The sequence below is a fragment of the Lacisediminihabitans sp. FW035 genome (assembly GCF_054880895.1).
Genome location: NZ_CM142187.1, coordinates 3,273,421 through 3,297,091, shown reverse-complemented (window position 1 = coordinate 3,297,091; position 23,671 = coordinate 3,273,421). Strand labels below are relative to the sequence as shown.

The 23,671-nt window shown below is 69.2% G+C and carries 23 protein-coding genes and 1 riboswitch; of the genes, 16 read left to right on the top strand and 7 right to left on the bottom strand.

The genetic code is table 11. The annotated features are described in order from the left end of the window. Positions 1-243: 243 nt before the first annotated feature. The 4 genes from ACVXZ4_RS15795 to ACVXZ4_RS15780 all read left to right on the top strand — a co-directional run bounded on the left by ACVXZ4_RS15795 (position 244) and on the right by ACVXZ4_RS15780 (position 4,630). The gene (locus ACVXZ4_RS15795) at positions 244-1,386 is read left to right on the top strand and encodes an ROK family transcriptional regulator (RefSeq protein WP_461798006.1); all 1,143 of its coding nucleotides are present in this window, start codon (positions 244-246) and stop codon (positions 1,384-1,386) included. Between the two features lie 75 nt (positions 1,387-1,461). Continuing rightward, positions 1,462-2,925 (top strand): beta-N-acetylhexosaminidase, encoded by a 1,464-nt coding sequence (gene nagZ / locus ACVXZ4_RS15790; RefSeq protein WP_461795757.1) that lies wholly within the window; start codon positions 1,462-1,464, stop codon positions 2,923-2,925. Next, positions 2,898-3,860, top strand: a complete 963-nt coding sequence (locus ACVXZ4_RS15785; protein WP_461795756.1) for an ROK family protein — start codon at positions 2,898-2,900, stop codon at positions 3,858-3,860. Before nagZ ends, ACVXZ4_RS15785 begins: the two co-directional genes overlap by 28 nt. After that, complete coding sequence (locus tag ACVXZ4_RS15780; protein WP_461795755.1) at positions 3,860-4,630, top strand: glucosamine-6-phosphate deaminase; 771 nt, start codon at positions 3,860-3,862, stop codon at positions 4,628-4,630. The genes ACVXZ4_RS15785 and ACVXZ4_RS15780 overlap by 1 nt, the downstream gene beginning before the upstream one ends. 167 nt (positions 4,631-4,797) lie before the next feature. On the opposite strand, the gene nagA is transcribed toward ACVXZ4_RS15780, so the two are convergent. Continuing rightward, positions 4,798-5,931, bottom strand: coding sequence for an N-acetylglucosamine-6-phosphate deacetylase (gene nagA, locus ACVXZ4_RS15775; RefSeq protein ID WP_461795754.1), 1,134 nt, complete (start codon positions 5,929-5,931; stop codon positions 4,798-4,800). Then, on the bottom strand, positions 5,928-6,341 hold the full coding sequence (locus tag ACVXZ4_RS15770; RefSeq protein ID WP_461795753.1) for a YrdB family protein: 414 nt from the start codon (positions 6,339-6,341) through the stop codon (positions 5,928-5,930). The genes nagA and ACVXZ4_RS15770 overlap by 4 nt, the downstream gene beginning before the upstream one ends. A gap of 277 nt (positions 6,342-6,618) precedes the next feature. On the opposite strand from ACVXZ4_RS15770, the gene ACVXZ4_RS15765 reads away from it, so the two are divergent. Genes ACVXZ4_RS15765 through ACVXZ4_RS15745 form a run of 5 tightly spaced genes read left to right on the top strand, consistent with a single transcriptional unit; the run spans position 6,619 to position 11,264 of the window. Beyond that, positions 6,619-8,103, top strand: a complete 1,485-nt coding sequence (locus ACVXZ4_RS15765) for a purine-cytosine permease family protein (protein ID WP_461795752.1) — start codon at positions 6,619-6,621, stop codon at positions 8,101-8,103. Then, positions 8,100-8,639: a cysteine hydrolase family protein gene (locus ACVXZ4_RS15760; protein ID WP_461795751.1), complete on the top strand. Its 540-nt coding sequence runs from the start codon at positions 8,100-8,102 to the stop codon at positions 8,637-8,639. The genes ACVXZ4_RS15765 and ACVXZ4_RS15760 overlap by 4 nt, the downstream gene beginning before the upstream one ends. Beyond that, positions 8,636-9,364, top strand: a complete 729-nt coding sequence (locus tag ACVXZ4_RS15755; protein WP_461795750.1) for a GntR family transcriptional regulator — start codon at positions 8,636-8,638, stop codon at positions 9,362-9,364. The genes ACVXZ4_RS15760 and ACVXZ4_RS15755 overlap by 4 nt, the downstream gene beginning before the upstream one ends. Then, entirely contained in the window at positions 9,361-10,350 is a 990-nt protein-coding gene (locus ACVXZ4_RS15750; protein ID WP_461795749.1) for an ADP-ribosylglycohydrolase family protein, read from the top strand. The genes ACVXZ4_RS15755 and ACVXZ4_RS15750 overlap by 4 nt, the downstream gene beginning before the upstream one ends. Continuing rightward, entirely contained in the window at positions 10,347-11,264 is a 918-nt protein-coding gene (locus ACVXZ4_RS15745; RefSeq protein WP_461795748.1) for a PfkB family carbohydrate kinase, read from the top strand. The genes ACVXZ4_RS15750 and ACVXZ4_RS15745 overlap by 4 nt, the downstream gene beginning before the upstream one ends. Here ACVXZ4_RS15745 and pdxH read toward each other — a convergent pair. After that, a complete protein-coding gene (gene pdxH / locus ACVXZ4_RS15740) occupies positions 11,261-11,899 on the bottom strand; it encodes a pyridoxamine 5'-phosphate oxidase (RefSeq protein ID WP_461795747.1) in 639 nt (212 codons plus the stop codon). The genes ACVXZ4_RS15745 and pdxH overlap by 4 nt on opposite strands. Positions 11,900-11,930: 31 nt before the next feature. Further along, complete coding sequence (purU, locus tag ACVXZ4_RS15735; RefSeq protein ID WP_461795746.1) at positions 11,931-12,791, bottom strand: formyltetrahydrofolate deformylase; 861 nt, start codon at positions 12,789-12,791, stop codon at positions 11,931-11,933. A 133-nt stretch (positions 12,792-12,924) separates the two neighbouring features. On the opposite strand from purU, the gene ACVXZ4_RS15730 reads away from it, so the two are divergent. From ACVXZ4_RS15730 to ACVXZ4_RS15715, 4 genes are all read left to right on the top strand, one after another. Beyond that, a complete protein-coding gene (locus tag ACVXZ4_RS15730) occupies positions 12,925-14,178 on the top strand; it encodes an MFS transporter (RefSeq protein ID WP_461795745.1) in 1,254 nt (417 codons plus the stop codon). A 182-nt stretch (positions 14,179-14,360) separates the two neighbouring features. Further along, a riboswitch (ZMP/ZTP riboswitch) is annotated at positions 14,361-14,446 on the top strand. A 45-nt stretch (positions 14,447-14,491) separates the two neighbouring features. After that, positions 14,492-15,796, top strand: a complete 1,305-nt coding sequence (gene glyA / locus ACVXZ4_RS15725) for a serine hydroxymethyltransferase (protein ID WP_461795744.1) — start codon at positions 14,492-14,494, stop codon at positions 15,794-15,796. Positions 15,797-15,978: 182 nt separating this feature from the next. Beyond that, positions 15,979-16,854 (top strand): bifunctional methylenetetrahydrofolate dehydrogenase/methenyltetrahydrofolate cyclohydrolase, encoded by an 876-nt coding sequence (locus ACVXZ4_RS15720; RefSeq protein WP_461795743.1) that lies wholly within the window; start codon positions 15,979-15,981, stop codon positions 16,852-16,854. Between the two features lie 29 nt (positions 16,855-16,883). Next, positions 16,884-17,486 (top strand): pyridoxamine 5'-phosphate oxidase family protein, encoded by a 603-nt coding sequence (locus tag ACVXZ4_RS15715; RefSeq protein ID WP_461795742.1) that lies wholly within the window; start codon positions 16,884-16,886, stop codon positions 17,484-17,486. A 15-nt stretch (positions 17,487-17,501) separates the two neighbouring features. Here ACVXZ4_RS15715 and ACVXZ4_RS15710 read toward each other — a convergent pair whose 3' ends face one another. From ACVXZ4_RS15710 to galT, 3 genes are read right to left on the bottom strand one after another with little or no spacing between them, the layout of a single operon-like run. Further along, entirely contained in the window at positions 17,502-18,254 is a 753-nt protein-coding gene (locus tag ACVXZ4_RS15710) for a hypothetical protein (protein WP_461795741.1), read from the bottom strand. Positions 18,255-18,279: 25 nt separating this feature from the next. After that, positions 18,280-19,437 carry a galactokinase gene (gene galK / locus ACVXZ4_RS15705; RefSeq protein WP_461798005.1) on the bottom strand — a complete coding sequence of 386 codons (1,158 nt, stop codon included), beginning with the start codon at positions 19,435-19,437 and terminating at the stop codon, positions 18,280-18,282. Positions 19,438-19,442: 5 nt separating this feature from the next. Next, complete coding sequence (galT, locus tag ACVXZ4_RS15700; RefSeq protein WP_461795740.1) at positions 19,443-20,549, bottom strand: galactose-1-phosphate uridylyltransferase; 1,107 nt, start codon at positions 20,547-20,549, stop codon at positions 19,443-19,445. Between the two features lie 82 nt (positions 20,550-20,631). Between galT and ACVXZ4_RS15695 the strand changes: the two genes are divergently transcribed. The 3 genes from ACVXZ4_RS15695 to ACVXZ4_RS15685 all read left to right on the top strand — a co-directional run bounded on the left by ACVXZ4_RS15695 (position 20,632) and on the right by ACVXZ4_RS15685 (position 23,664). Further along, a complete protein-coding gene (locus ACVXZ4_RS15695; RefSeq protein ID WP_461795739.1) occupies positions 20,632-21,444 on the top strand; it encodes a DeoR/GlpR family DNA-binding transcription regulator in 813 nt (270 codons plus the stop codon). Positions 21,445-21,466: 22 nt separating this feature from the next. Continuing rightward, the gene (locus tag ACVXZ4_RS15690) at positions 21,467-22,405 is read left to right on the top strand and encodes an aldose 1-epimerase family protein (protein WP_461795738.1); all 939 of its coding nucleotides are present in this window, start codon (positions 21,467-21,469) and stop codon (positions 22,403-22,405) included. A gap of 176 nt (positions 22,406-22,581) precedes the next feature. Beyond that, the gene (locus tag ACVXZ4_RS15685; RefSeq protein WP_461795737.1) at positions 22,582-23,664 is read left to right on the top strand and encodes a VIT1/CCC1 transporter family protein; all 1,083 of its coding nucleotides are present in this window, start codon (positions 22,582-22,584) and stop codon (positions 23,662-23,664) included. The last annotated feature ends 7 nt before the right edge of the window (positions 23,665-23,671 follow it).

The following is a 23,671-nucleotide window of genomic DNA, read 5'->3' as shown; positions in this document are numbered from 1 at the left end:
GATTGTGGGGCGATCGGGCGTTCAACATCAGATTTGGGTCCATGTCGGGCCGTGGCGGCTGTTGGAGCGCTCACTTTCGCTCGTCATCGCGCATGACCGACGCGGGATGCCCCTAGGCGGAGTCGCCCTTCGTAAGCTTTACTAACAAACATGATGGAGTCAGGAGCAGGCGCGCCCGCGGCGGGAGCCGCGCGCGGTCGCCCGTCGTTCCTCTCCCTCGGCGGCGCCGCATCCACCGGACGGATGCTCCGCCCGAGAACCAAGGTGCTTCCGGAGCACGCGCGCGGCCATAATCGAGCCCTCGTGCTGCAGACCCTGTTCACGGCAGGTCAGCAGAGCCGCGCCGATGTGGCGCGCAGCACCGGCCTCACCCGGGTGACCGTGTCCGAACTCGTCACCGAACTGATGGCCGAGGGATTGCTCGTGGAGACGGGCCAGCGCGAGGGTGCGCGACCGGGCAAACCGGCGATCCTGCTCGACATCGATCGGAGCTCCTTCCAGATCGTCGGCATCGACCTCAGCGACTTCGCGGTGTTCCGGGGGGCAGTGCTGGATCTCGGCGGCACCATCCTCCGCCGGGTTGAGTTGCCGCTCGCGGGCAGCACCGGCCCGTCCGCGCTGGATCAGGCCATCACCCTCACGGAGCGCCTCCTCGCGCTCGTCACGGCGCCGTTGCTCGGCATCGGGGTCGGCTCGCCGGGAGTCGTGACCCTCGCCGGCGTTGTGGTGAGTGCCCCGAACCTCGAGTGGACGGATCTTCCCCTTCGGCAACTCCTTGCCGAACGCTTCGGCGTGCCCGTCGTCGTGGCGAACGATGCGAATGCTGCGGTGCTCGCGGAGCACAGTTTCGGCGATGCGACGGCCGACCTGTTGCTCGTGCGGATCGGGCGTGGCGTCGGAGCCGGGCTGCTGCTCGGCGGAAGCCCGGTCTACGGCAGTCGCTCGGCCGCGGGGGAGATCGGCCACGTGGTCGTCGGCACTGACGGCGGCGAGCTGTGCAGTTGCGGCAAGCACGGCTGCCTCGAGACCTGGATCGCCGCGCCCCGACTCGAGTCGAAGCTCGCCGATGCCGCTCCGGGCGGCGCCCGCAACGACATCCTTCGCGCCGCCGGCGCCCGGCTGGGCATCGCCCTCGCCCCGATCGTGGGGGTGCTCGATCTCGGCGAGGTCGTACTGAGTGGTCCCGTGGGATTGCTCGCGGGACCGCTCGTCGACTCGACGCTCGAGACCATCCGCAGTCGCACAATGGCCCAGCTGCCCGGCCCCGTCTCGTCGGGCGCAGAGGCACCCGCTGGGCTCGTCCTGCGGGTCACGACCCTCGGCGACGACATCGTGCTCCGCGGTGCCGCGGTGATGGTGATCTCGGCTCGACTCGGGGTGTCCTGACCTTTCGCTCGGACGCGCAGGGTTAGTAAGCTCTACTAACAAACATCGAGCCGAAGCGGTCGCAGGGGAGTCGTAATGAGTGGAGTCAGAGATGGCGCCCCGCTGTCACCCAACCCGGCCGCCGTGCTACTGCCCGGTTTCGTGGGCACCACGCTGCCCGAGTGGCTGGCGGCCCGCCTTCGCGCGGGCCTCGCCGGGGTTTGCCTGTTTGCGCAGAACATCGCGTCTCCCCAGCAGTTGCGCGCACTTACGGAGGCGATCCGCGAGGCCAATCCCCGGGCCGTGATCGCCATCGACGAGGAGGGTGGCGATGTGACCCGGCTGCATTCCGCGCTCGGGTCGCCGTATCCGGGCAACGCGATCCTCGGTCGAATCGACGACGTGTCGTACACGGAGTCCGTCGCGGCCACCGTGGGGTGGGAGTTGCGGCGGGCCGGATGCACCCTCGATTTCGCCCCGGATGTCGACATCAACTCCAACCCGGACAACCCGGTGATCGGCGTGCGCAGCTTCGGCATCGATCCGGGGCGCGTCGCCCGCCACAGCGCCGCGTGGGTGCGCGGCCTTCAGTCGACGGGCATCGGGGGGAGCGCCAAGCACTTCCCCGGCCACGGCGACACCGCTCTCGACTCCCATCTCGCTCTGCCCGTCATCGACCGCTCGCTCGAGCAACTGCGTGAGCGAGAGCTGGTGCCCTTCGTCGCGGCGATCGCGGCCGGGGTGCGCACGATCATGACGTCGCACATCATGGTGCCGCAGCTCGATGCGACCTTCCCCGCGACCTTCTCCGCCGCGGTGCTGCACGGGGTCCTCCGCGAGGAGCTCGGGTTCGACGGGGTGATCGTCACCGACGCGCTCGACATGGTCGGCGCGAGCGGCGAGATCGGCATCCCCGAGGCGGCGGTGCGGGCGATTGCGGCCGGGTGCGACCTGCTCTGCATCGGCACCGACAACTCGGATGATGAGCTCGCGGCCATCGAGGAGGCTCTCGACGAGGCGGTGCGGGTGGGGCGGCTCGCACCGGACCGGCTCACCGATGCGGAGGGGAGGGTTGCGCGCCTCGCCGGGGTGTTGGCCGAGGATCGCGCTCGCATTCCCGTACCGGAATATACGGCTGGCCCGAGTTTCGCGCTGGATCGCACGATCGCCGCTTTCGACACCACCGGCTTCGATGCCGACGGCAGGCAGGTCGCCGCGCGTCAAACGATCGTCGTCCTGGAAACCGGGTCGAACATCGCCGTCGGTGCCACACCGTGGGGTGTCGCGGCGGCGGGCGCCCAGGTGCTCGTCCTGCGCGAGGGCGACTCCCTCGACCTGCCGGAGGGGACCCAACCGGTGATCGTCGGCACGGCGAACCACCGTCGCCCGTGGGTGCGGCGCCTCATCGACGACACCCGCCGCGAGCATCCGTCGACAGTCGTAGTGGACCTGGGTTGGCCGGGGGACGATCGCCGTTATGCCGATATCGCCACCTTCGGCGCGTCGCGCCACGTCGGACTCGCCCTGCTCGAATGGTTGGAATCGCAGGCGCGCTCGTGAGGGTGGGGGTCGACATCGGCGGCACTAAGACGGATGCCGTGGCCATCGACGATTCAGGCGCGATCCTGTACCAGCTGAGGGTGTCCACCGGATTCGGCGAGTCATCGGTGCTCGAGACGACCGCCGCGGTCGTCGCCGCGCTCGCCAGCGCGCTGCGGGTGCCGGTCGAGGCCTTCGAGTCCGTGGGTGTCGGTGTGCCCGGAGCCGTCGACAGCACCACCGGACGCGTCTCACACGCCGTCAACCTCGGGGTGGACGAACTCGAACTCGGGGCGCTGCTCGCCGAGTTGCTTTCAGTGCCCGTGCGGGTCGAGAACGACGTGAATGCCGCAGCGCTCGGGGCCTTCCACCTCCTCGACCTGCCGACGGATGCATCCATGGCCTACCTCAATCTCGGTACCGGCCTCGCCGCGGGCCTCGTACTCGACGGCCGGCTCTGGCGGGGCGCACGGGGGACGGCGGGGGAGATCGGCCACATCCCGGTGGACCCGGACGGGCCGCTGTGCCAGTGCGGTCAGCACGGATGTCTCGAAATGGTGGCCTCCGGATCCGCAGTGTCACGGCAGTGGCCGAGTGAGGCCGCATCGCCGGTGCACGCGCTCTTCGATGCGGCTGAGGCGGGCGAAGCGCTGGCGATCGAGGTGCGCCAGCGGTTTCTGGCCAACGTGGCCTCCGCCGTGCGGATCCTCGTGCTGAGCGTCGACGTGCAGACGGTGGTGATCGGCGGCGGCATCAGCTCCCTCGGCGATCCCCTCCTCGCCGGCATCCGGGAAGCGCTCGACGGCTGGTCGCACTCGTCTCCGTTCCTCGCGTCGCTGCGACTCTCCGAACGGGTGCGCCTCGTACCGCCGGGAACCCCGGTCTCGGCGGTCGGTGCCGCGTTCGTCGGCGCCACCGTCTACCAGAACGAACCGCTTACGAAAGGCACTGACTGATGGCTGAGATCGTGATCGTCGACGGCACTGAGGCTGCAGGCAAGCTGGCAGCGGATGCCATCCTCGCCCTGGTGGCGGCCAAATCGGATGCGGTGCTCGGCCTCGCGACGGGATCGACGCCCCTCGGAGTCTGGCGCGCCCTCGCGGGCCGCGGGGAGGACCTGTCGCGCGTGCGCGGATTCGCACTGGACGAGTACGTCGGCCTGCCCGACGGTCATCCGGAGAGCTACCGGGCCGTGATCACCCGGGAGGTGGTGGAGCCACTCGGCCTCGATGCGGCGCTCGTCACAGTTCCCGGTCATCTCGGGCCGATCGAGACCGCGGGCGAAGACTACGAACACGCGATCCGCGCCGCCGGGGGAGTGGACCTCCAGGTGCTCGGCATCGGCACTGACGGCCACATCGGCTTCAACGAACCGGGCTCGTCGTTCGAGTCACTCACCCGTGTCAAGACACTGACACAGCAGACCAGGCGTGACAACGCGCGGTTTTTCGCCTCGGTCGACGATGTTCCCGTCAACTGCATCACCCAGGGGCTCGGCACCATCCGACGCGCGCGTCACCTGGTGCTTCTCGCTTTCGGCGAGGGGAAGGCGGCGGCGATCGCGGCTGCCGTCGAGGGGCCGGTGACCGCGAGCGCACCGGGGTCCGCGATCCAGCTGCACCCGCACGTCACGGTGATCGTCGACGAGGCCGCGGCATCCGCCCTCGCCAATGTCGACTACTACCGGTACGCCTGGGCCAACAAGCCCGAGTGGGAGGGCCTCTAGCCAGCGCCCTGGACCGCCGCGGTCCTCCGCCCCCACCTACCACCTCCCGTTTTTACCACCCCCTCCGTGTTCTCACAGGGAGGTGGTCGCAAAAACGGGAGGGGGATGACGCGGCGGAGGGAGCCGGCGGGACGGGGATGACGCGGCGGAGGGAGCCCGCGGCCGGGCTAGAGCTTCTCGCCCGCAGCCCAGACCTCGGTCACCCGCCAGTCGTGGCCGAGCAGCACCGCATCCGCGGCGAAGCCCGGCGCGAGGTATCCGAACCGGTCGCCGTAGCCGAGGGCTTTCGCCGGTGTCGTGGTGAGAGCGGCCACGGCGTCACGGGGTGAGACGCCCGCCGACTCGATCGCGCAGCGCAGCGCCGCATCCTGGGTGAGGGTCGACCCGGCGATCGTGGAGGTGCCGGACAGCACGGCGAGGCCGTCCCGCACGGTCACGTTGAGGGACCCGAGGCGGTAGTCACCGTCTTTCGAGGCAGCGGCGGCCATCGCGTCGGTGATGAGGGCCACTCGGCCGGGCGCCGAACTGAAGACGAGTGCCGCGACATCCGGATGCACGTGAAGGCCGTCGAGGATCAGCTCGATGGTCACCCGCTCATCCTCGAAAGCGGCGATGATCGGTCCGGGCGCGCGGTGATGGATCGGCGGCATGGCGTTGAACACGTGAGTGAGAAGACGCGCACCGCGGTCGAATGCCTCACGCGTGAGGTCATAGCCGGCGTCGGTATGGCCGACGGCCACCGTCACTCCCACCTCCACGAGCACGTCGATCGCTTCGAGCGCCCCCTCCCGTTCCGGCGCGATCGTGATCTGCCGAAGGGTGCCCCGGGCCGCTCCGAGCAGCTCGTCGACTGCCCAGGGCAGCGGGTCGAGCAGGAACTGCGGGTTGTGGGCGCCGCGGCGATCCGAGGAGAGGAACGGCCCCTCGAGGTGGGAGCCCAACACGAGCGGATCGGATGCCGCGAGCTCGGCGATCACGCCGAGACTCTCGCGAAGCTGGGCGACGGGGTTGGCCACGAGGCTGATCACCGAGCGGGTGGTGCCGTGGGCGCGGTGCGCGTCGAGGGCAGCCGAGATCTCCTCCCCGCCGTTGTCGAAGGAGTGCCCGCCGCCGCCATGAGAGTGCAGGTCCACGAAACCGGGAACGAACCAGCGCCCACCCACGTCCACCTTCGCGTCGGCCTCGGGGTGCTGCCGTCCGGAGCCGACGGATTCGATCGTGTCGCCGCGCACGAGCATCCAGAAGTCGTCGACCTGGCCGTCGGCATCCAGCTTGCGGGCGCTGTGGAAGAGAGTTGTCATCGGTCTGTGGCCTCCTGGCCTGTCACTTCTGTGCCGGTGTCCGCCGCTTCTGCGGCGATCTCGGCGCGGCCGGCGATGACGCCGCTGACGGCGGCGGCGATGCCGAAGACCACTCCCACGACGGGGTAGCCGAGCATGAACCACACCGCGACGGCGGCGCCCATCACGAAGATCTCGACGAGGCTCCGGCCGACGACGTCGAGGGGGAACACCGCCTTCGGCGAGCGGAACAGGGCCCACACGACGGCGGCGAACAGGGGCGTCCCGATCATGAAAAACACACCGGGTAAGGGGAACGGCCACGCGAGGTAGCCCCAGAATCCCAGTGAGAACAGGGCGAAGAGTTCGAGCAACAGGCGCAGCACGTCGTTCGGTCCGATTCGGATCGCAACAGTCCCTGGCGTCGTCACCTTCCCACAGTAGCGATCCACCCCCCTATCGCCACATCGCCGATCCGGGCCGTCGCGGACCCGAGGGGTCTGCGTGCCGGCCCGCCCGTTTCCCATTCGCCCGTAGTCAGGCGAAGCCGAGCCCGACGAGGTCCCCATTCGCCCGTAGTCAGGCGAAGCCGACCCCGGCGAGGCACCCATTGACACCCCGTCGCCGGCGCAAGTAGCGTGTGCTCACGGACTGAACAGGTCTGAACAGGTGCAGCAGTGATGCCGCTTCGACCCGAGGAGAACCCCTGTGAGCACTACCGACACCCCGCGAGACACTCGAGAAGCCCGCGGCATCGAGCTCAACGGCATCAACACGATCCACGAATCCGAACGCAAGGGCAAGGCGTCCAGCCTGTTCTGGCCGTGGTTCGGTGCGAATGTGTCGGTCTTCGGTATCAGCTATGGATCGTTCATCCTCGGTTTCGGTATCTCGTTCTGGCAGGCGACCTTCGTCAGCCTGGTCGGGATCATCGTCTCGTTCCTGCTCTGCGGCATCGTGGCGCTCGCCGGCAAGAGGGGCTCGGCCCCGACCATGGTGCTCAGCCGCGCGGCATTCGGTGTGCGGGGAAACCGGGTTCCGGCCGTGCTTTCCTGGGTGCTCACCGTGGGCTGGGAGACGGCGCTGACAGCGCTCGCAGTGCTCGCGACCTCCACGGTGTTCACGGAGCTCGGTTTCGACGGTGGGACCGCGACGAAGATCGTCGCACTGATTGTGATCGCCGCGCTCATCGTGGTCGCCGGGATCGTCGGCATCGACTTCATCATGCGCCTGCAGGTATGGATCACCGTGATCACGGGAGTTCTCACGATCGTCTACATCGTGCTCGCGCTGCCCAGCATCGACTTCGCGAAGATCGCGGCCATTCCCGCCGGCCAGCCCCAGGCGGTCGTCGGCGCTCTCGTGCTCGTCATGACCGGCTTCGGTCTCGGCTGGGTCAATGCTGCGGCCGACTATTCCCGCTATCTTCCGCGATCCACCCGCAGCTCTGCCGTGGTGGGCTGGACCACGTTCGGAGCCGCCATCGCACCCATCGTGCTCGTGGTGTTCGGGCTGCTGCTCGCCGGATCATCTTCCAAGCTGAGCGATGCCATCAGCGGCGACCCGATCGGCGCGCTCACGTCGATCCTCCCGATCTGGTTCTTGATCCCGTTCGCGCTCGTCGCGGTGCTCGGCCTCGTCGGGGGCGCGGTTCTCGACATCTACTCCTCCGGTCTGGCCCTTCTCAGCGCCGGCATCCGCATCCCGCGCTTCGCCGCTGCCGGCATCGACGGCGTGGTGATGATCGTCGGCGCGATCGTGGTGGTCTTCTTCGCCACGAACTTCATCGGTCCGTTCCAGGGCTTCCTCATCACCCTCGGAGTGCCGGTCGCCGCGTGGTGCGGCGTGATGGTCGCCGACGTGATCCTCCGCCGCAAGAACTACGCGGAGGCCGAGCTCTACTCGACCACCGGGCGCTACGGCGACGTGCGCTGGGTGCCGATCCTCCTCATCCTCGTCGGCACCGGTCTCGGCTGGGGACTCGTCGTGGCCACAGCCGATGTGCCGTGGCTCAACTGGCAGGGCTACTTCCTCGGCCCGCTCGGCCTCGCGAAAGACTGGTCTTACGCCAATCTCGGGGTGCTGCTCGCCCTCCTCGTCGGCTTTCTCGGAACGCTGGTCTTCAGTCGAGGTGCCGTCCGGCGCCAGGAAGCCCTTCCGATCGAGGAGCCCGTCGAGACCGTCGTGCGATGAGCAGTCCCTGGCTCGTCGTAATCGACATGCAGGTGGTGTTCGGCGACCCGTCCAGTGCGTGGTTCACGCCCGGCTACGCCGCTATCGAGCCGACGGTCGCGCGTCTCGTTGAGCAGTTCGGCGAGCGGGTCGTGCTCACGCGATTCATCGCGCCGGAGCATCCGACCGGCGCCTGGGTGCCCTACTACGAGCAGTGGCCGTTCGCGCTCGTGCACCACACCGACCCGCTCTACGACCTGATGCCCGCGTTCGCCGGCACCGATCACCCGGTGATCTCCCGCACGACCTTCGGTAAGTGGGGTGACGAGTTGTCCACGATCATCGGGCCGGATGCCGCGGTGGTGCTCGCCGGCGTCTCGACCGACTGCTGCGTGCTCTCGACCGCGCTCGCGGCGGCAGACGCCGGAGTGCGGGTGAGCGTTGTGGAGGATGCCTGCGCCGGGCTCAGCGCCGCGGACCACCAGCGCGCCCTGGACGCGATGGCGCTCTACGCGCCGCTGATCGAGATTACGACCGCGGATGCCGTGCTCTCATGACCCCCGGCGGTCCGAGGGTATCCGGCCTCAAGCACGAGGAGATCGCCCGCATCCTCACCGACGAGATCCGCGATGGGAGAGTCGGATACGGGCTGCGGCTGCCGGGCGAGACGACCCTCGCCGAGAGGTTCTCGGTGAGCCGCAATACCGTGCGGGCCGCGCTCACCCAACTCGGGCGCGCCGGGCTCATCAGCACCCGCTCGGGCAAGGGCTCGTTCGTCACCTACGACGGCCGCCCCCTCAACGTGCGACTCGGGTGGGCGCGTGCGCTGCAGGAGCAGGGGCTCGACACGACGGTGCGGGTCGTGCGAGCCGAAGAGGTGGAGGATGCCGCGCTCGCGGCGGACCTCGGCGAACCGAGCACGCACTTCATCGCCATCGACCGCCTTCGCTCGATCGTGGACGGCCCGGTGATCTCTTACGAGCGCTCCCGCGTGCGGTCGATCCCGCGGGTGGCCGACGCTGTCGCGGCGGGCCAGGCGGCGGGTTCCCTCACCCGGATGCTGCTCGATGCCGACCTCGTCGCGTCCACTGGCGAACAGTGGGTGGAGGTGCGGATGATCGGTCAGACCGAGGCGGCCATGCTCGAGCGGGAGCCCGGCGCCGCCTTCCTCTGGTCGCGCTGCGTCACCCGCAACACCGTCGGCGAGCTCGTCGAACACGTGGAGAGCCTGCTCGATCCCGCCCATTTCAGTCTGCATTTCCAGTTCACGGCCCACGAGTGACCGCGCGCGACCACGCCGTCGGCGCCCTGTACGGCCTCGCTATCGGCGACGCCCTCGGCATGCCGACCCAGCTGATGTCCCGCGGGGAGATAGCGAGCCGCTACGGCGTCATTGATCGTTTCCGGGCCGCGGACGCCGGGCATCCGCTGGCCGGAGGGCTGCCCGCCGGGCACATCACCGACGACACCGAACAGGCGCTGCTGCTTGCCCGGTTGCTGAAGGAGGGGAGCGGACGGGTGGATGCCGGCGTCTTCGCCCGGGCACTGGTGGAGTGGGAGGACGACATGCGGGCCCGTGGTTCGCAGGACCTCCTCGGACCCTCGACCAAGCGGGCGGTGCAGGCCGTGCTCGACGGCGAGCCGCTCGCGACGGCGGGGCGGTACGGCACGACGAACGGTGCGGCCATGCGGGTGACACCGGTGGGCATCGCCCGCCGATGGCAGCCTGTTGACACGCTGGTGGATCTCGTCGCCGCGACCAGCATCGTCTCGCACAATACCGGGGTCGCGATCGCCGGAGCGTCGGCTGTCGCCGCCGCGATCAGCGCCGGTATCGATGGCGCACCGCTCGAGTCGGCCTTCGCTGCCGCGATCGAGGCCGCACGCCTCGGTGCGACTCGGGGCTACTGGGTAGCCGCGGCGGATGTCGCGGCACGCATCCGTCTCGCTCTCGATCTGGCCGACCCCTCCGACCCCGGGGCCTCCCTCACTCGCCTGTACGAGGTCGTCGGCACGAGCCTTCTCACCCAGGAGTCGGTGCCGGCCGCCTTCGGCATCCTCGCCACCTTTCCCGACGACCCCTGGCGGGCCGTCTGCGCTGCCGCCTCGCTTGGCGGCGACAGTGACACCGTCGCGGCGATGGCCGGGGCGATGGGCGGGGCCGTCTTCGGCACGGCCGGCTTTCCGCACGACGCCCGGGACACCGTCATCGCGGTGAACGACCTCGACCTCGAGGCTGTCGCCGACGGACTGTTGGCCCTGCGGTGAGCCCGCCACGCCTGGTGAGTGTCGGCAACGTGATCGTGGACGTGACCCTGAGCATCCCCGCCCTGCCCGAGCGCGGGGGTGACGTGGTCGCGCGTGACACCGGCACCACTCCGGGAGGCGCGTTCAACACGCTCGTCGCGGCGGTACGCCAGGGCCTGGCCGCCGCCTACGCGGGTGGCCACGGAACGGGGCCCTTCGGCGACCGGGTGCGATCGGCCCTCGAGGCGGAGGGGATCGCGGTGCTGCTCGATCGGTCGACCGCGTCCGACACCGGATTCGACATCGCCCTGATCGACGACGAGGGGGAGCGCACCTTCGTGACTGCCTTCGGGGCCGAGGTCTCGCTCGGCGCACGCGATCTCGCGGGCATCCACCTTCGGGCTGCGGATCTAGTTCACGTCTCGGGCTATGGCCTGCTCGAGGTCACGAACGCCGCGGTGCTCGCGCCTTGGGTCTCGGCGATCCCGCCCGGGCACACGGTGTTGCTCGATCCGGGTCCGCTCGGCGGCGATATCCCCGCGACCGTGCTTGCGAGCGTCGCCGGCCGGGCGGACTGGCTCAGCTGCAACCTCCGAGAGGCTCTCGCCCTGAGCGGGACGACGGATGCCCGGGCGGCGGCCGTCGCCCTCCGCGAGACCTGGCGCGCTGTCGTCATCCGTCTCGGTCCGGAGGGCTGCCTCGTCGCCCTCGACGACCTCGAGTCGGTGCCCGGTTTCGCCGTGGAGGCCCTCGACACCAACGGGGCGGGCGACGCTCACACGGGAGCGTTCCTCGCCGGTCTCGCCGCAGGGGAGTCGCCGCGGGACGCCGCACTGCGGGCAAACGCCTGCGCCGCGCTTGCCGTCACCCGCCGAGGGCCGGCGACCGCACCGACCGCCGCCGAGGTGCAGGCGCTCCTCGACGCGGGCCGCTAGGGCTGCAGCCGCTCCAGGGACCAGCCGCCGTCGACCGCCGTGAACACCAGGCGATCGTGAAGTCGCGAGGTGCGTCCCTGCCAGAATTCGATCGAGCTCGGCACCACGCGGAATCCCCCCCAGTGCTCCGGGCGCGGCACTACCGAACCTTCCGGATAGCGCGACTCGAGCTCCCGCATCCGGTCTTCGAGCACCTGGCGGGAGGCGACCGGCTCCGACTGCTCGCTCGCGAGGGCGGCGAGGCGGGACCCATGGGGACGGGACGCGAAGTAGGCGTCGGAGGTGGCGGCATCCGCGCGGTGGGCGATCCCACGCACGATCACCTGCCGGGTCAGTGCGTACCAGGGGAAGAGCAGCGACACGTTCGGATGCGCGGACAGCGCCCGCCCTTTGTGCGAGCGGTAGTTCGTCACGAACTCGAAGGCCCCGGCGTCGAGCCCCTTGAGCAGCACTGTGCGGCTGCTCGGCGTGCCGTCGGCATCCACGGTGCTCAGCACCATCGCGTTCGGCTCGAAGATCTGCGCCTCCTCGGCGGCGGTGAGCCAGGCCGCGAACTGGGCCATCGGGTCGCGCAGCACGTCCGATTCCGAGAGGCCGGTCGATCCGTAGTCCGTGTGTCGTTCGAGTGAGCTCATCTGCCGATCCTAGGCACCCCGGCTGGCAGCGCTACTTGAAGATGATGGTGCGGGCGCCGTCGCGAAGCACGCGATTCTCGGCGAACCACTTGACCGCCTGGGTGAGGGTGCGGGACTCCTCGTCCTGCCCGATCGCCATCAGCTCGGCCGGCGTGCTCGAGTGGTCGACCCGCACGACGTTCTGCTCGATGATCGGCCCCTCGTCGAGGTCGCTCGTCACGAAGTGCGCGGTCGCACCGATCAGCTTCACGCCGCGCGCGTGTGCCTGGCGATAGGGATTCGCGCCCTTGAATCCCGGCAGGAAGGAATGGTGGATGTTGATGATGCGTCCCGAAAGACGCTCGCAGAGCGCCGGGGAGAGGATCTGCATGTACCGCGCGAGCACCACGAGCTCGATGTCGAACTGCTCGACCGCATCGAGGATCCGGTCCTCGAAGGCGAGCTTCTGCCCTTCGGAGGTCACCGGGTGCGACTCGAAGGGAACGCCGTAGAACTCGGCGAGGCCGCCGAGGTCCGGGTGGTTGCTCAGCACAAGGGGCAGCTCCACCGGAAGCTGACCGGCGCGCTGGCGGAACAGCAGGTCGCCGAGGCAGTGGGCGGCTTTGGAGACCAGCACGAGTGTGCGCAGCGGGCGGCCGACGACATCCAGGGTCCAGGTCGCGTCGTAGTGGGTGGTGACGGGCAGGATCGCCGCTTCGAAGGCCTCGCGGGTCACGGCGGACTCGACCTGCAGCCTGATGAAGAAGGTTCCCGTGTCGGCACTCGAGAACTGCTGCGACTCGGTGATGTTGCCGCCGGCGGTGACGATGGCCCCGCTGATGGCATGCACGATGCCGGGCCGGTCCGAGCAGACGAGGGTCAGCACCCAGTGGGTCGATAGCGCAGAGGTCACCCGCCTAGGTTATTGCCTCCCCCGCGCCCGATTGGGCAGAGATGGCCCTACTCTGGAGAGGATGTCGCATGAGCCGCGGCCTCCCGCGGACGGCGATACGTTCCACCCCTTCCTCGAACGGACTTCCGGTCCCATGACCGCGCCACGACCGACAGCCCCCTTCCCCTATTTCGCCCTCTTGACCGTTGCGGTGGCGATCTTCCTCAGCGTCACCACCGAGATGCTGCCCACCGGTCTCCTGCCGGAGATGAGTGCGGATCTGCACGTGAGCGAATCCCTCATCGGGGCCACGGTGTCGGTGTTCGCCTTCACCGTCGTGCTCTCGTCGACCGGGCTCACGGTGCTCACCCGGCGCATCCCGCGCCATGCTCTCGTCGTGTCCGTGCTGCTCATTCTCGCGGTCAGCACCGTCGTCACCGCGATGGCGCCGAACTACGGCGTGCTCCTAGCGGCTCGAATCCTCGGCGGACTCGCCCACGGTGTGTTCTGGTCGGTGGTGGGGGCGTACTCCGCCTACCTCGTGCCGAAGCACCAGGTCGGTCGAGCAGTCTCCATCACACTCGGCGGCGGCTCACTCGCCTTCGTGCTCGGAGTGCCGATCGGCACCGCTCTCGGCCAGGCCATCGGATGGCGGGCGAGCTTCCTTGCTCTCGGTGTGCTGCTCGTGATCGGCGCCGGGTTCGTCTATCGGTTCCTTCCCCGGGTGGAGCATCTCGCCGGTCCCAGCGTCGTCGGTACGGCAACCGGCGGCATCACTGTGCTCGACGGGGAGTTCCGCAGTTCGACTGTGCCGCGGCGGGATCATTCGATCATGGCCGTGGTCTTCGTCTGTGTGATCGCCGCCATCACCATGATCGGCCAGTACAGCTTCTACACCTTTGTCGCCCCGTACCTCACGCGCGCGGTCGGACTCGACGAATCGGCGGTGAGCCCCGCGCTCTTCGCCTATGGGATCGCCGGGGTGCTCTCGCTGGTGCTGGTGGCCTTCGTGCTCGGCCGGCGCCCGAACCTCGGCCTCGTGGTCGCCCTCGTCGCGCTGCTGGCGGCGGTGCTCGTGCTCGGGCTCAGGCCGCAGCTGCTGCCCGCATCCCTCCCCGCCTTCTTCCTGTGGGGGTTGGCCATCGGTGTCATTCCGCCGCTTCTGCAGACGAGGATGCTGCACGCGGCTCCCGCGCGCTTCCGGGAGACCGCGAGCGCGTTCTACACCACCGCGTTCAACGTCGGCATCGGCGGCGGTGCCCTCCTCGGGTCCCTGCTTCTCGGCACTCTCGGGCTCGCCGCGCTCCCGTTCGCTTTCGCGGGCATCCTCGTGCTGTCGATCGCGCTCGTGCTCGCCTCAGACGCCATCCTGCGCCAGCGCCCGCCGCGTCGCGTGCTCGACCACTGACGGTTCTGGCCGGGGTCTCCCGGCGCGAAGTGCACTCTTTTGCGGGTGTCCCCGGCCGGCAACCCGCAAAAGAGTGCAACTCGATGGCGAGGGCCATGCGAGCGGGAATTCATCGAACAGGGGCCCGCCGCGACACTCTGAGGAAGCCCCCAGGTGCACCATCCCCTTCGGCCCGGTACACTCGAAAGCGTCACGACTGGCGTTCGGATGGGCATCCATCAGGGAGTGACTTTCCTCCAAGTTTCGGCCGTTCGCCTGGGCCGAACCGGATAACCTTTTTCCTGATCCGGTCATGCCAAGAGGAGTCATCCAGATGCCCACTAGCTTCAATTCACCCCGCAGCTTCAATTCACCGCTCAGTGACGTCGATCCCGAGATCGCCCGCGTTCTCGAGCAGGAGCTCGACCGCCAGCGCGGCACGCTCGAGATGATCGCGAGCGAGAACTTCGTGCCCCGCGCGGTGCTCGAGGCTCAGGGTTCGGTCCTCACCAACAAGTACGCCGAGGGCTACCCCGGTCGTCGCTACTACGGCGGCTGCGAATTCGTGGATGTCGCGGAGACCCTCGCCATCTCCCGGGCGAAGAGCCTCTTCGGCGCGGCCTACGCCAACGTACAGCCGCACTCCGGGGCGTCCGCCAACGCGGCCGTTCTCGCCGCGATCGCGAGCCCCGGCGACCGCATCCTCGGCCTTGAGCTCGCCCACGGCGGCCACCTCACCCACGGTATGAAGCTCAACTTCTCTGGCAAGCTCTACGAAGCCCACGCCTACGGGGTGGATCCGCAGACCTTCCTCATCGACATGGACGTCGTGCGCGAGAAGGCCCTCGAGACCCGCCCGCACGTGCTCATCGCCGGATGGAGCGCCTACCCGCGCCAGCTCGACTTCGCCGCCTTCCGCGCCATCGCGGATGAGGTGGGAGCCACCCTCTGGGTGGACATGGCGCACTTCGCCGGGCTCGTCGCCGCCGGGCTGCACCCCAACCCCGTGCAGCACGCGCACGTCACCTCCTCCACGGTGCACAAGACCATCGGCGGACCGCGCTCCGGCTTCATCCTCAACAACGACCTCGAGCTGCAGAAGAAGATCAACTCCAACGTCTTCCCCGGCCAGCAGGGCGGGCCGCTCATGCACGTGATAGCCGCGAAGGCGACGGCATTCAAGCTGGCCGCCGAGCCCGAGTTCAAGGATCGCCAGGAGCGCACCATCCGCGGTGCCCAGATCCTGGCCGAGCGTCTGACCGCGGCGGATGCCACCGCTGCGGGCATCGACGTGCTCACCGGTGGCACCGACGTGCACCTCGTGCTCGTCGACCTGCGCAACGCGGCGATCCACGGCCAGGAGGCGGAGGACATCCTGCACTCGGTGGGCATCACCGTGAACCGCAACGCCGTGCCGTTCGACCCGCGCCCGCCGATGACGCCGTCCGGAGTGCGCATCGGCACGCCGGCGCTCGCGACCCGCGGGTTCGGCGACGAGGAGTTCACCGAGGTCGCCGACATCATCGCCAACGCCCTCAAGCCGACCCCGGATGTCGCGGCCCTCCGCGCCCGCGTGCTGAAGCTCACCGACGGCTACCCGCTCTACCCGGGTCTCGTCTCGCCCGGCACCTGGGCCTGACAGCGGCGGCCGTCGTGCGCGCCGCGGGTCTCGCTCCCTACCGGCACGGCCGACCGATTCTGACGAATCGGTCGGAACCGGCGGCGTGGGCCCACGCGTCCTCGTGCCTCGGGAGCTACTCGACCGGAAGTGTATGACGTGTCGAGACCGACGATGGACGGAACAATCGTGAAGGAGAAGCCATGACCGCAGTGCGCATGGACGGAGTCGCGACCGCGTCGGCCGTCAAGAACGAACTCATCGATCGCATCGCGGCGCTCAAGGCCCGCGGCATCCGTCCGGGCCTCGGCACCCTGCTTGTGGGCAGCGACCCGGGATCCCTGTCCTACGTCGCCGGCAAACACCGCGACAGCGTCGAGCTCGGCATCGAGTCGATCCGGGTGGACCTGCGCGCGGACGCGACCGAAAACGAGGTGCGGGCGGCCATCCTCGAGCTGAACGCGAATCCGGCCGTCACCGGCTACATCATCCAGCTGCCCCTGCCCGCCGGCATCGACGAGAACGCGATGCTCGAGCTCATGGACCCGGCCAAGGATGCCGACGGCCTGCACCCCACGAACCTCGGCCGGCTGGTGCTCGGGGTCGGCGGCGACCTCGACTCGCCCCTGCCCTGCACTCCCGCCGGACTCGTCGAGATGCTGCGCCGCTATGAGGTGCCGATCGCCGGCAAGCACGTGGTCGTGATCGGTCGTGGCCTCACCGTCGGCAGACCGCTCGGTCTCCTGCTCACCAACAAGGGAGTGGATGCCACGGTCACGCTCACGCATTCCCGCACCGTGGATCTCGCCGCCGAAGTGCGCCGGGCCGACATCGTGATCGCGGCGGTCGGTGTGCCCGGGCTCGTGAAAGCGGACTGGGTGAAGCCCGGTGCCGCGGTGCTCGACGTCGGGATCACCCGTGTCGTCAACCCCGAGACCGGCAAGGCCCGCCTCATCGGCGACATCGACCCCGGCGTCGCCGAAGTGGCGGCATTCCTCTCGCCGGTGCCCGGCGGAGTGGGTCCGATGACCCGCGCCATGCTCATGGTCAACGTCGTCGCTGCGGCAGAACGACTGTGAGCGGGGCCGGGCGTACCGTGCCGACCCGGATGCCGGAGAAGTTCGTGCAGCCCGACCTCGCCGCGCTCGCCGCCCTCGTGCGCGACGCGCGCGTCGGACACTTCGCCTTCGTGGAGGACGGCCAGCCGCGCGTGCTGCCGGTCGCTATCGTGGCGGATGGCGCAGAGATCCTGCTGCACGGATCCTCCGGCTCGCACTGGCTGCGTCTGCTCGCCACGGGCATCCCGGTCGCGCTCTCGGTGACCGCGATCGATGCGCTCGTCGTGGCGCGTTCCGCCTTCGAGTCGTCGATGAATTACCGCAGCGCTGTGCTCTTCGGGCACTGCGCGCCGACCGCCGACACGGTGCCCGCGCTCGATCTCGTGACCGACGGACTCATCCCCGGCAGGGTCGCCGAACTTCGACCGCACTCGGCGAAGGAACTCGCCGCGACCCTTGTGCTGCGGATGACCGTCGACGAGTGGACGCTCAAGGTGTCCGACGGCTGGCCGGAGGACGGACCGGCGGATGTCGCTGGCCCCGCCTGGGCGGGCATCCTGCCGCTCCGCACCGGGTACACCGGCGCCATCCCGACTCCGGATCTCGCCCCCGGCATCCCCGAGCCCGAGTCGGTGCGCGCACTCCTCGGGTAGTGAGCTCGGGCGGAGCTACTCGCCGACGTAGCCGATCGTGCAGGCATAGCCCGTCGCGGCCTGGGTCGGATCCCAGCCCGCCACGTCCTGCACCGTCGTCTTCGCTGCATCCGTCAGAGTCACCTTGCAGGCCTCGATGGTGGAATTCGAATCCGCCGGCACGCTGAAGCCGTAGAGGGCGTACTTCCAGCTGCTGAGGTCCGGGCCCGGGTTGCCGCTCTCGAAGTCGGCGATCGCGCGACCGCTGCCCGATGTGGTCCAGGTGAAGCCGCTCGAACACGGATGCGCGGCATCGGAGGGTGCGATGCCCTTGCCGGTCACGGACTGGCCGAAGTAGACGTTGCCGAGAGTCACGTCGATCGGGTAGACGAAGGCCTTCCCGCTGGTGCTGGAGGCGAGGTCCATAGCGAGGAGGATGCTGCCGTTGGCGGCCAGCGTGTCCGCGGTGACCGGCGTCGTGCCGACACCGGTGCCGCAGGCGCTCACGAATTCGCTGACGAGGGACTTGGCTGAGCTGTCACTGTAGGGCAGAGGCTTGTGGGCGGTGAGCTCGATCGCGATGGTATTGCCGGTCTTGTCCCGCACGTTCGCCTGGATCGTGAAGAGCACGTCCTTCGGGGCGGGCGCGGCACTCGAACTCGCCGAGGGGGTGGGCGTCGTCGAGGGCGAGGCGGTCGGACCGGCGTTCGTCGCCGACCCGCTACATCCCGCGAGCACCGCGATGAGGAGGGTGCCGGTGAACACACCGAGGATCGACTTGGCTCTCACTGGTGCTCCTGCGTGCTCGGGGGGATCAGTTCTCGCGCGAGGCTCCCTGCGCGGCCGTCACGACGAAGGTATCAGGCTGGCCGAATCCATGTTCCGCGAATGCGCCGTCGATCGCAACCTGGAGGCGGGAAAGTTCATCCGATCGGATGAGGGCGATCGCCGCGCCGCCGAAGCCCCCGCCGGTCATCCGGGCGCCGATCGCACCGTTGGCCTGTGCCGTCTCCACCGCGAGGTCGAGTTCGCGGACGGAGATCTCGAAATCGTCGCGCATCGAGCGGTGCGAGGCGTCGAGCAGGTCGCCGATGCCCGCCGGGCCGATCGTGCGCAGCACATCGACCGTGTCGAGGACGCGCTGGTTCTCGGTCACCACGTGGCGCACGCGGCGGAAAGTCACGTCGTCGAGGATCTCGCGGGCACGGGGGAGGTCGTCGACCGTCACGTCGCGAAGGGACTCGACCCCGAGCATCCGCGCTCCGAGTTCGCAGGATGCCCGGCGCTCGGCATAGCCGCCGGTGGAGTGGTCGTGGCTGACCCCCGTGTCGATGATCAACAGCACGAGGCCGGCGGCTTCCAGTCCGAGGTCCACGATCTCGGACTCGAGGCTCCGGCAGTCGAGGAACACCGCGCTGTCTTTCTGCCCGAGGAGGGACGCGGACTGGTCCATGATGCCGGTCGGGGCGCCCACGACCACGTTCTCGGCCCGCTGCCCGACCTGTGCGAGCACCGGGCGGGAGAGGGTGAGCCGCCAGACGTCGTTCAGGGCGATGGCCACCGCGCTCTCGATGGCGGCGGAGGAAGAGAGACCAGCACCCACCGGAACGTCGGACTCGATGAAGATGTCCACGCCGGGAACCGCAGCGAGGTCGGCCCCGTGTTCGCTGAGGGCCCAGGCCACTCCGAGTGGGTAGGCGCTCCAGCCGTGGAGGGCGCCGGGGGCGAGCTCGGCGAGGGGGATCTCTACGACCTCGTCAGCGAAGGAACTCGCGACCCGGATGACGCGGTCCTCGCGAAGCCCGAGCGCGACGAAGGTGCGGCGGTTGATCGCGAAGGGCAGCACGAAGCCGAGGTTGTAGTCGGTGTGCTCGCCGATGAGGTTGACCCGGCCGGGTGCAGACCACTGGCCGGCCGGCTCGTAGCCGTACAGCTCGAGGAACTTCGCCTGTACGTCGTCGCGGATGTCGATCTCGGTCACTGGGGGTCCTTTACTCTGCTGAGGGCGTCGCGCACGAAGGCGGCCGTCTGCTCGGGGGTGACATCGCCGATCCAGGCGCCCATGGCGGCCTCGGACCCGGCGAGATACTTCAGTTTGCTCTCGGCGCGGCGCGGCGAGGTGACCTGCAACATCAGGCGGATGTCGTCACGACCGGTCGAGACCGGTGCCTGGTGCCACGCAGCGATGTAGGGCGTGGGGGTGTCGTAGAGCTCGTCGATGCCGCGAAGCAGCCGGAGGTAGAGTCCGGCAAGCTCATCGCGCTCCGCGGTCGAGGTCGCCGCGAAGTCGGGCACATGGCGATGGGGAAGCATGTGTACCTCGATGGGCCAGCGGGCGGCGAAGGGCACGAAGGCCGTCCAGTGCTCACCGCGGAGCACGACCCGGTCGGAGGCGGACTCGAACTCCAGGATCGACGCGAACAAGTCCGGCCCGAAGCGGGCGATCGAGTCGAGCAGGCGGGTCGTCCGCGGCGTGATGTACGGGTAGGCGTAGATCTGCCCGTGCGGATGCCGCAGGGTGACGCCGATGGCCTCGCCGCGGTTCTCGAAGGGGAAGACCTGCTGCACGCCCGGCAACGCCGACAGCGCCTCGGTGCGATCGGCCCAGGCCTCGATCACCGTGCGAGCCCGAGAGCGACTGACGCTGCCGAACGCCCCCTCGTGTTCCGGGCTGAAGGAGACGACTTCGCAGCGGCCGATCGACGGGAGCGTTCGCCCGAGCCCGATGCTCGTGAGCTCGGCGCTGTCGAAGGCGGCCGCGATGTCGGGGCCGAAACTCGGGGAGCGGTTCTCGATGACGGCGACGTCATAGGCATCCGGGATCTCGGAGGGGTTCGTGGCGCTCGCCGGGGCGAGCGGATCCTGGTCGGCGGGGGGCAGGAACACTCGATTCTGGCGCGAAGAGGCGATCGAGATCCATTCCCCCGTGAGCGGATCCTGCCTCATCGAGGCGGTGGCGGGACGCGGATCGAGCTGGCGGGCATCCGGGGCACGATCCGCCGGAAGGGTGGTGTCCGCGTCGTCGAAGTAGATGAGCTCCCGGCCATCGGCCAGGAGGTATTCGCGTTTGACGATCGCTGGCATGGCCACCTCGCAATTGGGTTGTGAAAACACAGAAACGTTACCGGCGATTGACAAGAAAACGCAAGTAATCGAAGATGAGCGCATGCCAGAATCGTTCTCGCGCCCACCGGCCGCGGCCCGGCGCGAGCAGATCCTGGCGATCGTCGAGGAGCGGGGCTTCGCGAAGGTCGGCGAGTTGAGTCGGCTGTTCGGCACTTCCGAGGTCACCGTGCGTGCGGATCTCGATGCCCTCGCCGGCATCGGTGCGGTGCACCGGGTGCACGGTGGAGCGGTGCCCGGCGGGGCAACCGCCGGCCGATCCCCGGGCCTCGAGAGCCCGTTCGAGCAGTCGATGCTCGCGGGTTCCGTCGAGAAGGCGCGCATCGGTCGCGCCGCGGCAGCACTCGTGCAGTCGCACCAGGCGATCGTGCTCGACGTCGGCACCACGACCTCCGCGATCGCGACGGCCCTTCTCGAGCGTGACGACCTGCAGGGCGTCGTCGTGATCACCAACGCCCTCAACATCGCACTGTTGCTCGAGCCGGTCATTCCGCGGTTCACCGTCGTCGTGACAGGGGGCACGGTGAGGCCGCTTCAGCACTCCCTGGTCGATCCGCTTGCGGGCGTGGTATTCGATCGCATCCGCGCCGACCTGGCCTTCATCGGCTGCAGCGGCGTCGACGCCGTCTCGGGCATCACCAACGTCAACCTGCCGGAGGCGGACCTCAAGAGGCGGATGCTCGAGGCATCCGCCCGCTGCATCGTGGTAGCCGACAGCTCGAAGCTCGGTGTCACCCAGCAGAGTCGGGTCGCCCCCATCGGCGAGATCGAGACCCTCATCACCGGGGTCGAAGCCGATGCGGGCCAACTCCGACGCCTCGAAGCCACGGGCCTCCGCATTGTGCTGGCCGCGTAGCCCGGCTCGCTAGGCTGGCCGCATGCGTGCCCCCACCGGAGAACAGTTCGCCCTCTCGAGGACCACCCCGCACGGAGAGGCCGTCGCGGTCATCACGGAGGTCGCCGCATCGCTCCGGGTGCTCTCGATCGGCGGGATCGACCTCACCGAGCCCTATCCCGAAGACGCGGTGCCGCCCTTCGGCGATGGCATCGTGCTCGTGCCCTGGCCCAATCGCGTCGAGGACGGCGTGTGGATCCACGAGGGAGCGGCGCAGGTTCTCGACATCACCGAGCCGGCGCTGCACAACGCCCTGCACGGCCTGCTCAGAGACCGGCCGTACTCCGTGGTGGAACGCACACCGGATGCCGTGATGCTGGCCGCCACGGTGCACCCGACCCGCGGGTACCCCTTCACCCTCGACACGACGGTGCGGTACGAATTGGGTGACGACGGCATCCGCGTGACCCACGGTGTGGTCAATGCGGGGGAGACGCGCGCACCCTACGCCGTGGGCACCCATCCGTTCCTGCGCCTCGGCGAGGTGCCGACCTACGAGCTCACCCTCGCCGTCGCGGCGGGAACACGGTTCGAGACGGATGCCCGGCTCAACCCGATCCGGGAGGCCTCCGTCGACGGCACCGACTACGACCTGCGCGACGGTCGGCTGGTGGCCGGCCTCGATCTCGACGATGCCTTCGGTGGCGTCACCTCGGTGGACGGCGTGAGCCGCCATCGCCTCACCGCGCCGGACGGCCGATTCGTCGAGCTGTGGCAGGAGTCGGACTTCGCCTATGTACAGGTGTTCACCACCCGCATCTTCCCCAAGGACGGCGGTCTCGGCACCGCGATCGCCGTCGAGCCGATGACCGCTCCGCCCAACGCCTTCAACAGCGGCCAGGGCCTGCGCTGGCTTGAACCGGCGGAGAGCTGGTCGGGTTCGTGGGGCATCCGCTATTCTGGAGGCAACGAAGGGGAGTAGTTCCCTCGCGCCGGGTCACTGCGACCGGCGTAGTCGGGAGTATCGACATACTGGCGGGTCACCATGACCGGCCCGGTACCCCACCGTAGCGACCTCGGCCGCCGCGGCGAACGAGACCTTCGGTCCGATAGTGATCCCCGGCGACGCCAGGGATTCACGCGACCGAAAGGATCCCCGTGAGCGCCACGCGCCCGGATTCACCCCCCGCCCCCTCCTCGTCGGATCTCCGTCGCTGGCGCCAGTACCTCGCCGACGAGAAGGCCGAGGCCGCCGTCTATCGCGATCTCGCCGGTCGTCGTGACGGGGAGGAGCGGGAGATCCTTCTCGCCCTCGCCGAGGCCGAAGGCCGGCACGAACAGCACTGGTTCGACCTGCTCGGCGACAGAGTCGGCAAGCCGCGGCGCGGCGACTTCCGCACCCGGTCGCTCGGCTTCCTCGCCCGGCGGTTCGGATCGGTCTTCGTGCTCGCCCTCGCGCAGCGGGCAGAGGCGCGCTCTCCCTACGACTCGGACTCGGATGCCACGGCCGCAATGGCCGCCGACGAACGCATCCATGCCGAGGTGGTTCGGGGACTCGCCGAGCGCGGACGCAACCGGCTGTCCGGTACCTTCCGTGCCGCGGTGTTCGGGGCCAATGACGGACTCGTCTCCAACCTCGCCCTGGTGATCGGCATCAGCGCGAGCGGTGTGCCCAACCATGTGGTGCTGCTCACCGGCGTCGCAGGCCTCCTCGCCGGTGCCCTGTCGATGGGGGCGGGGGAGTACGTGTCGGTGCGGTCCCAGCGGGAGTTGCTCGAGGCATCCACCCCTGACCCCGAGAGCAACAGGGCGCTCCCGCACCTCGATGTGGACGCCAACGAACTCGCGCTCGTCTACCGGGCACGCGGTATGACGACCGAGGAGGCGGCGTCCCGGGCCACCGAGGTATTGCACGATCACAGCCTCGCCGAGTCGGAGGGCGCCGTCGACACGCACGAAGCCGTCGGCACCGGATTCGGCGCCGCGATCTCGAGCTTCTGCTTCTTCGCCTCCGGGGCGATCATCCCGGTGCTGCCCTACCTGTTCGGGTTGCAGGGGATCGCGGCACTCCTCGTCGCAGCCGTACTCGTCGGTCTCGCGCTGCTCGGAACGGGTGCGGTCGTCGGCCTGCTCTCCGGGGGCCCGCCCCTTCGTCGCGCCCTCCGCCAGCTCGCAATCGGCTACGGTGCCGCGGCCGTCACCTACCTGCTCGGCCTGCTCTTCGGCACGACGACGGGATAGCACAGCG

What these genes read in the sequence shown, in the direction of transcription:
- ACVXZ4_RS15795 (WP_461798006.1), top strand. Translation starts at nt 244, where the DNA reads ATGCTCCGCCCGAGAACCAAGGTGCTTCCGGAGCACGCGCGCGGCCAT.
- nagZ (WP_461795757.1), top strand. Translation starts at nt 1,462, where the DNA reads ATGAGTGGAGTCAGAGATGGCGCCCCGCTGTCACCCAACCCGGCCGCC.
- ACVXZ4_RS15785 (WP_461795756.1), top strand. Translation starts at nt 2,898, where the DNA reads ATGGTTGGAATCGCAGGCGCGCTCGTGAGGGTGGGGGTCGACATCGGC.
- ACVXZ4_RS15780 (WP_461795755.1), top strand. Translation starts at nt 3,860, where the DNA reads ATGGCTGAGATCGTGATCGTCGACGGCACTGAGGCTGCAGGCAAGCTG.
- nagA (WP_461795754.1), bottom strand. Translation starts at nt 5,931, where the DNA reads ATGACAACTCTCTTCCACAGCGCCCGCAAGCTGGATGCCGACGGCCAG.
- ACVXZ4_RS15760 (WP_461795751.1), top strand. Translation starts at nt 8,100, where the DNA reads ATGAGCAGTCCCTGGCTCGTCGTAATCGACATGCAGGTGGTGTTCGGC.
- ACVXZ4_RS15755 (WP_461795750.1), top strand. Translation starts at nt 8,636, where the DNA reads ATGACCCCCGGCGGTCCGAGGGTATCCGGCCTCAAGCACGAGGAGATC.
- pdxH (WP_461795747.1), bottom strand. Translation starts at nt 11,899, where the DNA reads ATGAGCTCACTCGAACGACACACGGACTACGGATCGACCGGCCTCTCG.
- ACVXZ4_RS15730 (WP_461795745.1), top strand. Translation starts at nt 12,925, where the DNA reads ATGACCGCGCCACGACCGACAGCCCCCTTCCCCTATTTCGCCCTCTTG.
- glyA (WP_461795744.1), top strand. Translation starts at nt 14,492, where the DNA reads ATGCCCACTAGCTTCAATTCACCCCGCAGCTTCAATTCACCGCTCAGT.
- ACVXZ4_RS15720 (WP_461795743.1), top strand. Translation starts at nt 15,979, where the DNA reads ATGACCGCAGTGCGCATGGACGGAGTCGCGACCGCGTCGGCCGTCAAG.
- ACVXZ4_RS15715 (WP_461795742.1), top strand. Translation starts at nt 16,884, where the DNA reads ATGCCGGAGAAGTTCGTGCAGCCCGACCTCGCCGCGCTCGCCGCCCTC.
- galT (WP_461795740.1), bottom strand. Translation starts at nt 20,549, where the DNA reads ATGCCAGCGATCGTCAAACGCGAATACCTCCTGGCCGATGGCCGGGAG.
- ACVXZ4_RS15695 (WP_461795739.1), top strand. Translation starts at nt 20,632, where the DNA reads ATGCCAGAATCGTTCTCGCGCCCACCGGCCGCGGCCCGGCGCGAGCAG.
- ACVXZ4_RS15690 (WP_461795738.1), top strand. Translation starts at nt 21,467, where the DNA reads ATGCGTGCCCCCACCGGAGAACAGTTCGCCCTCTCGAGGACCACCCCG.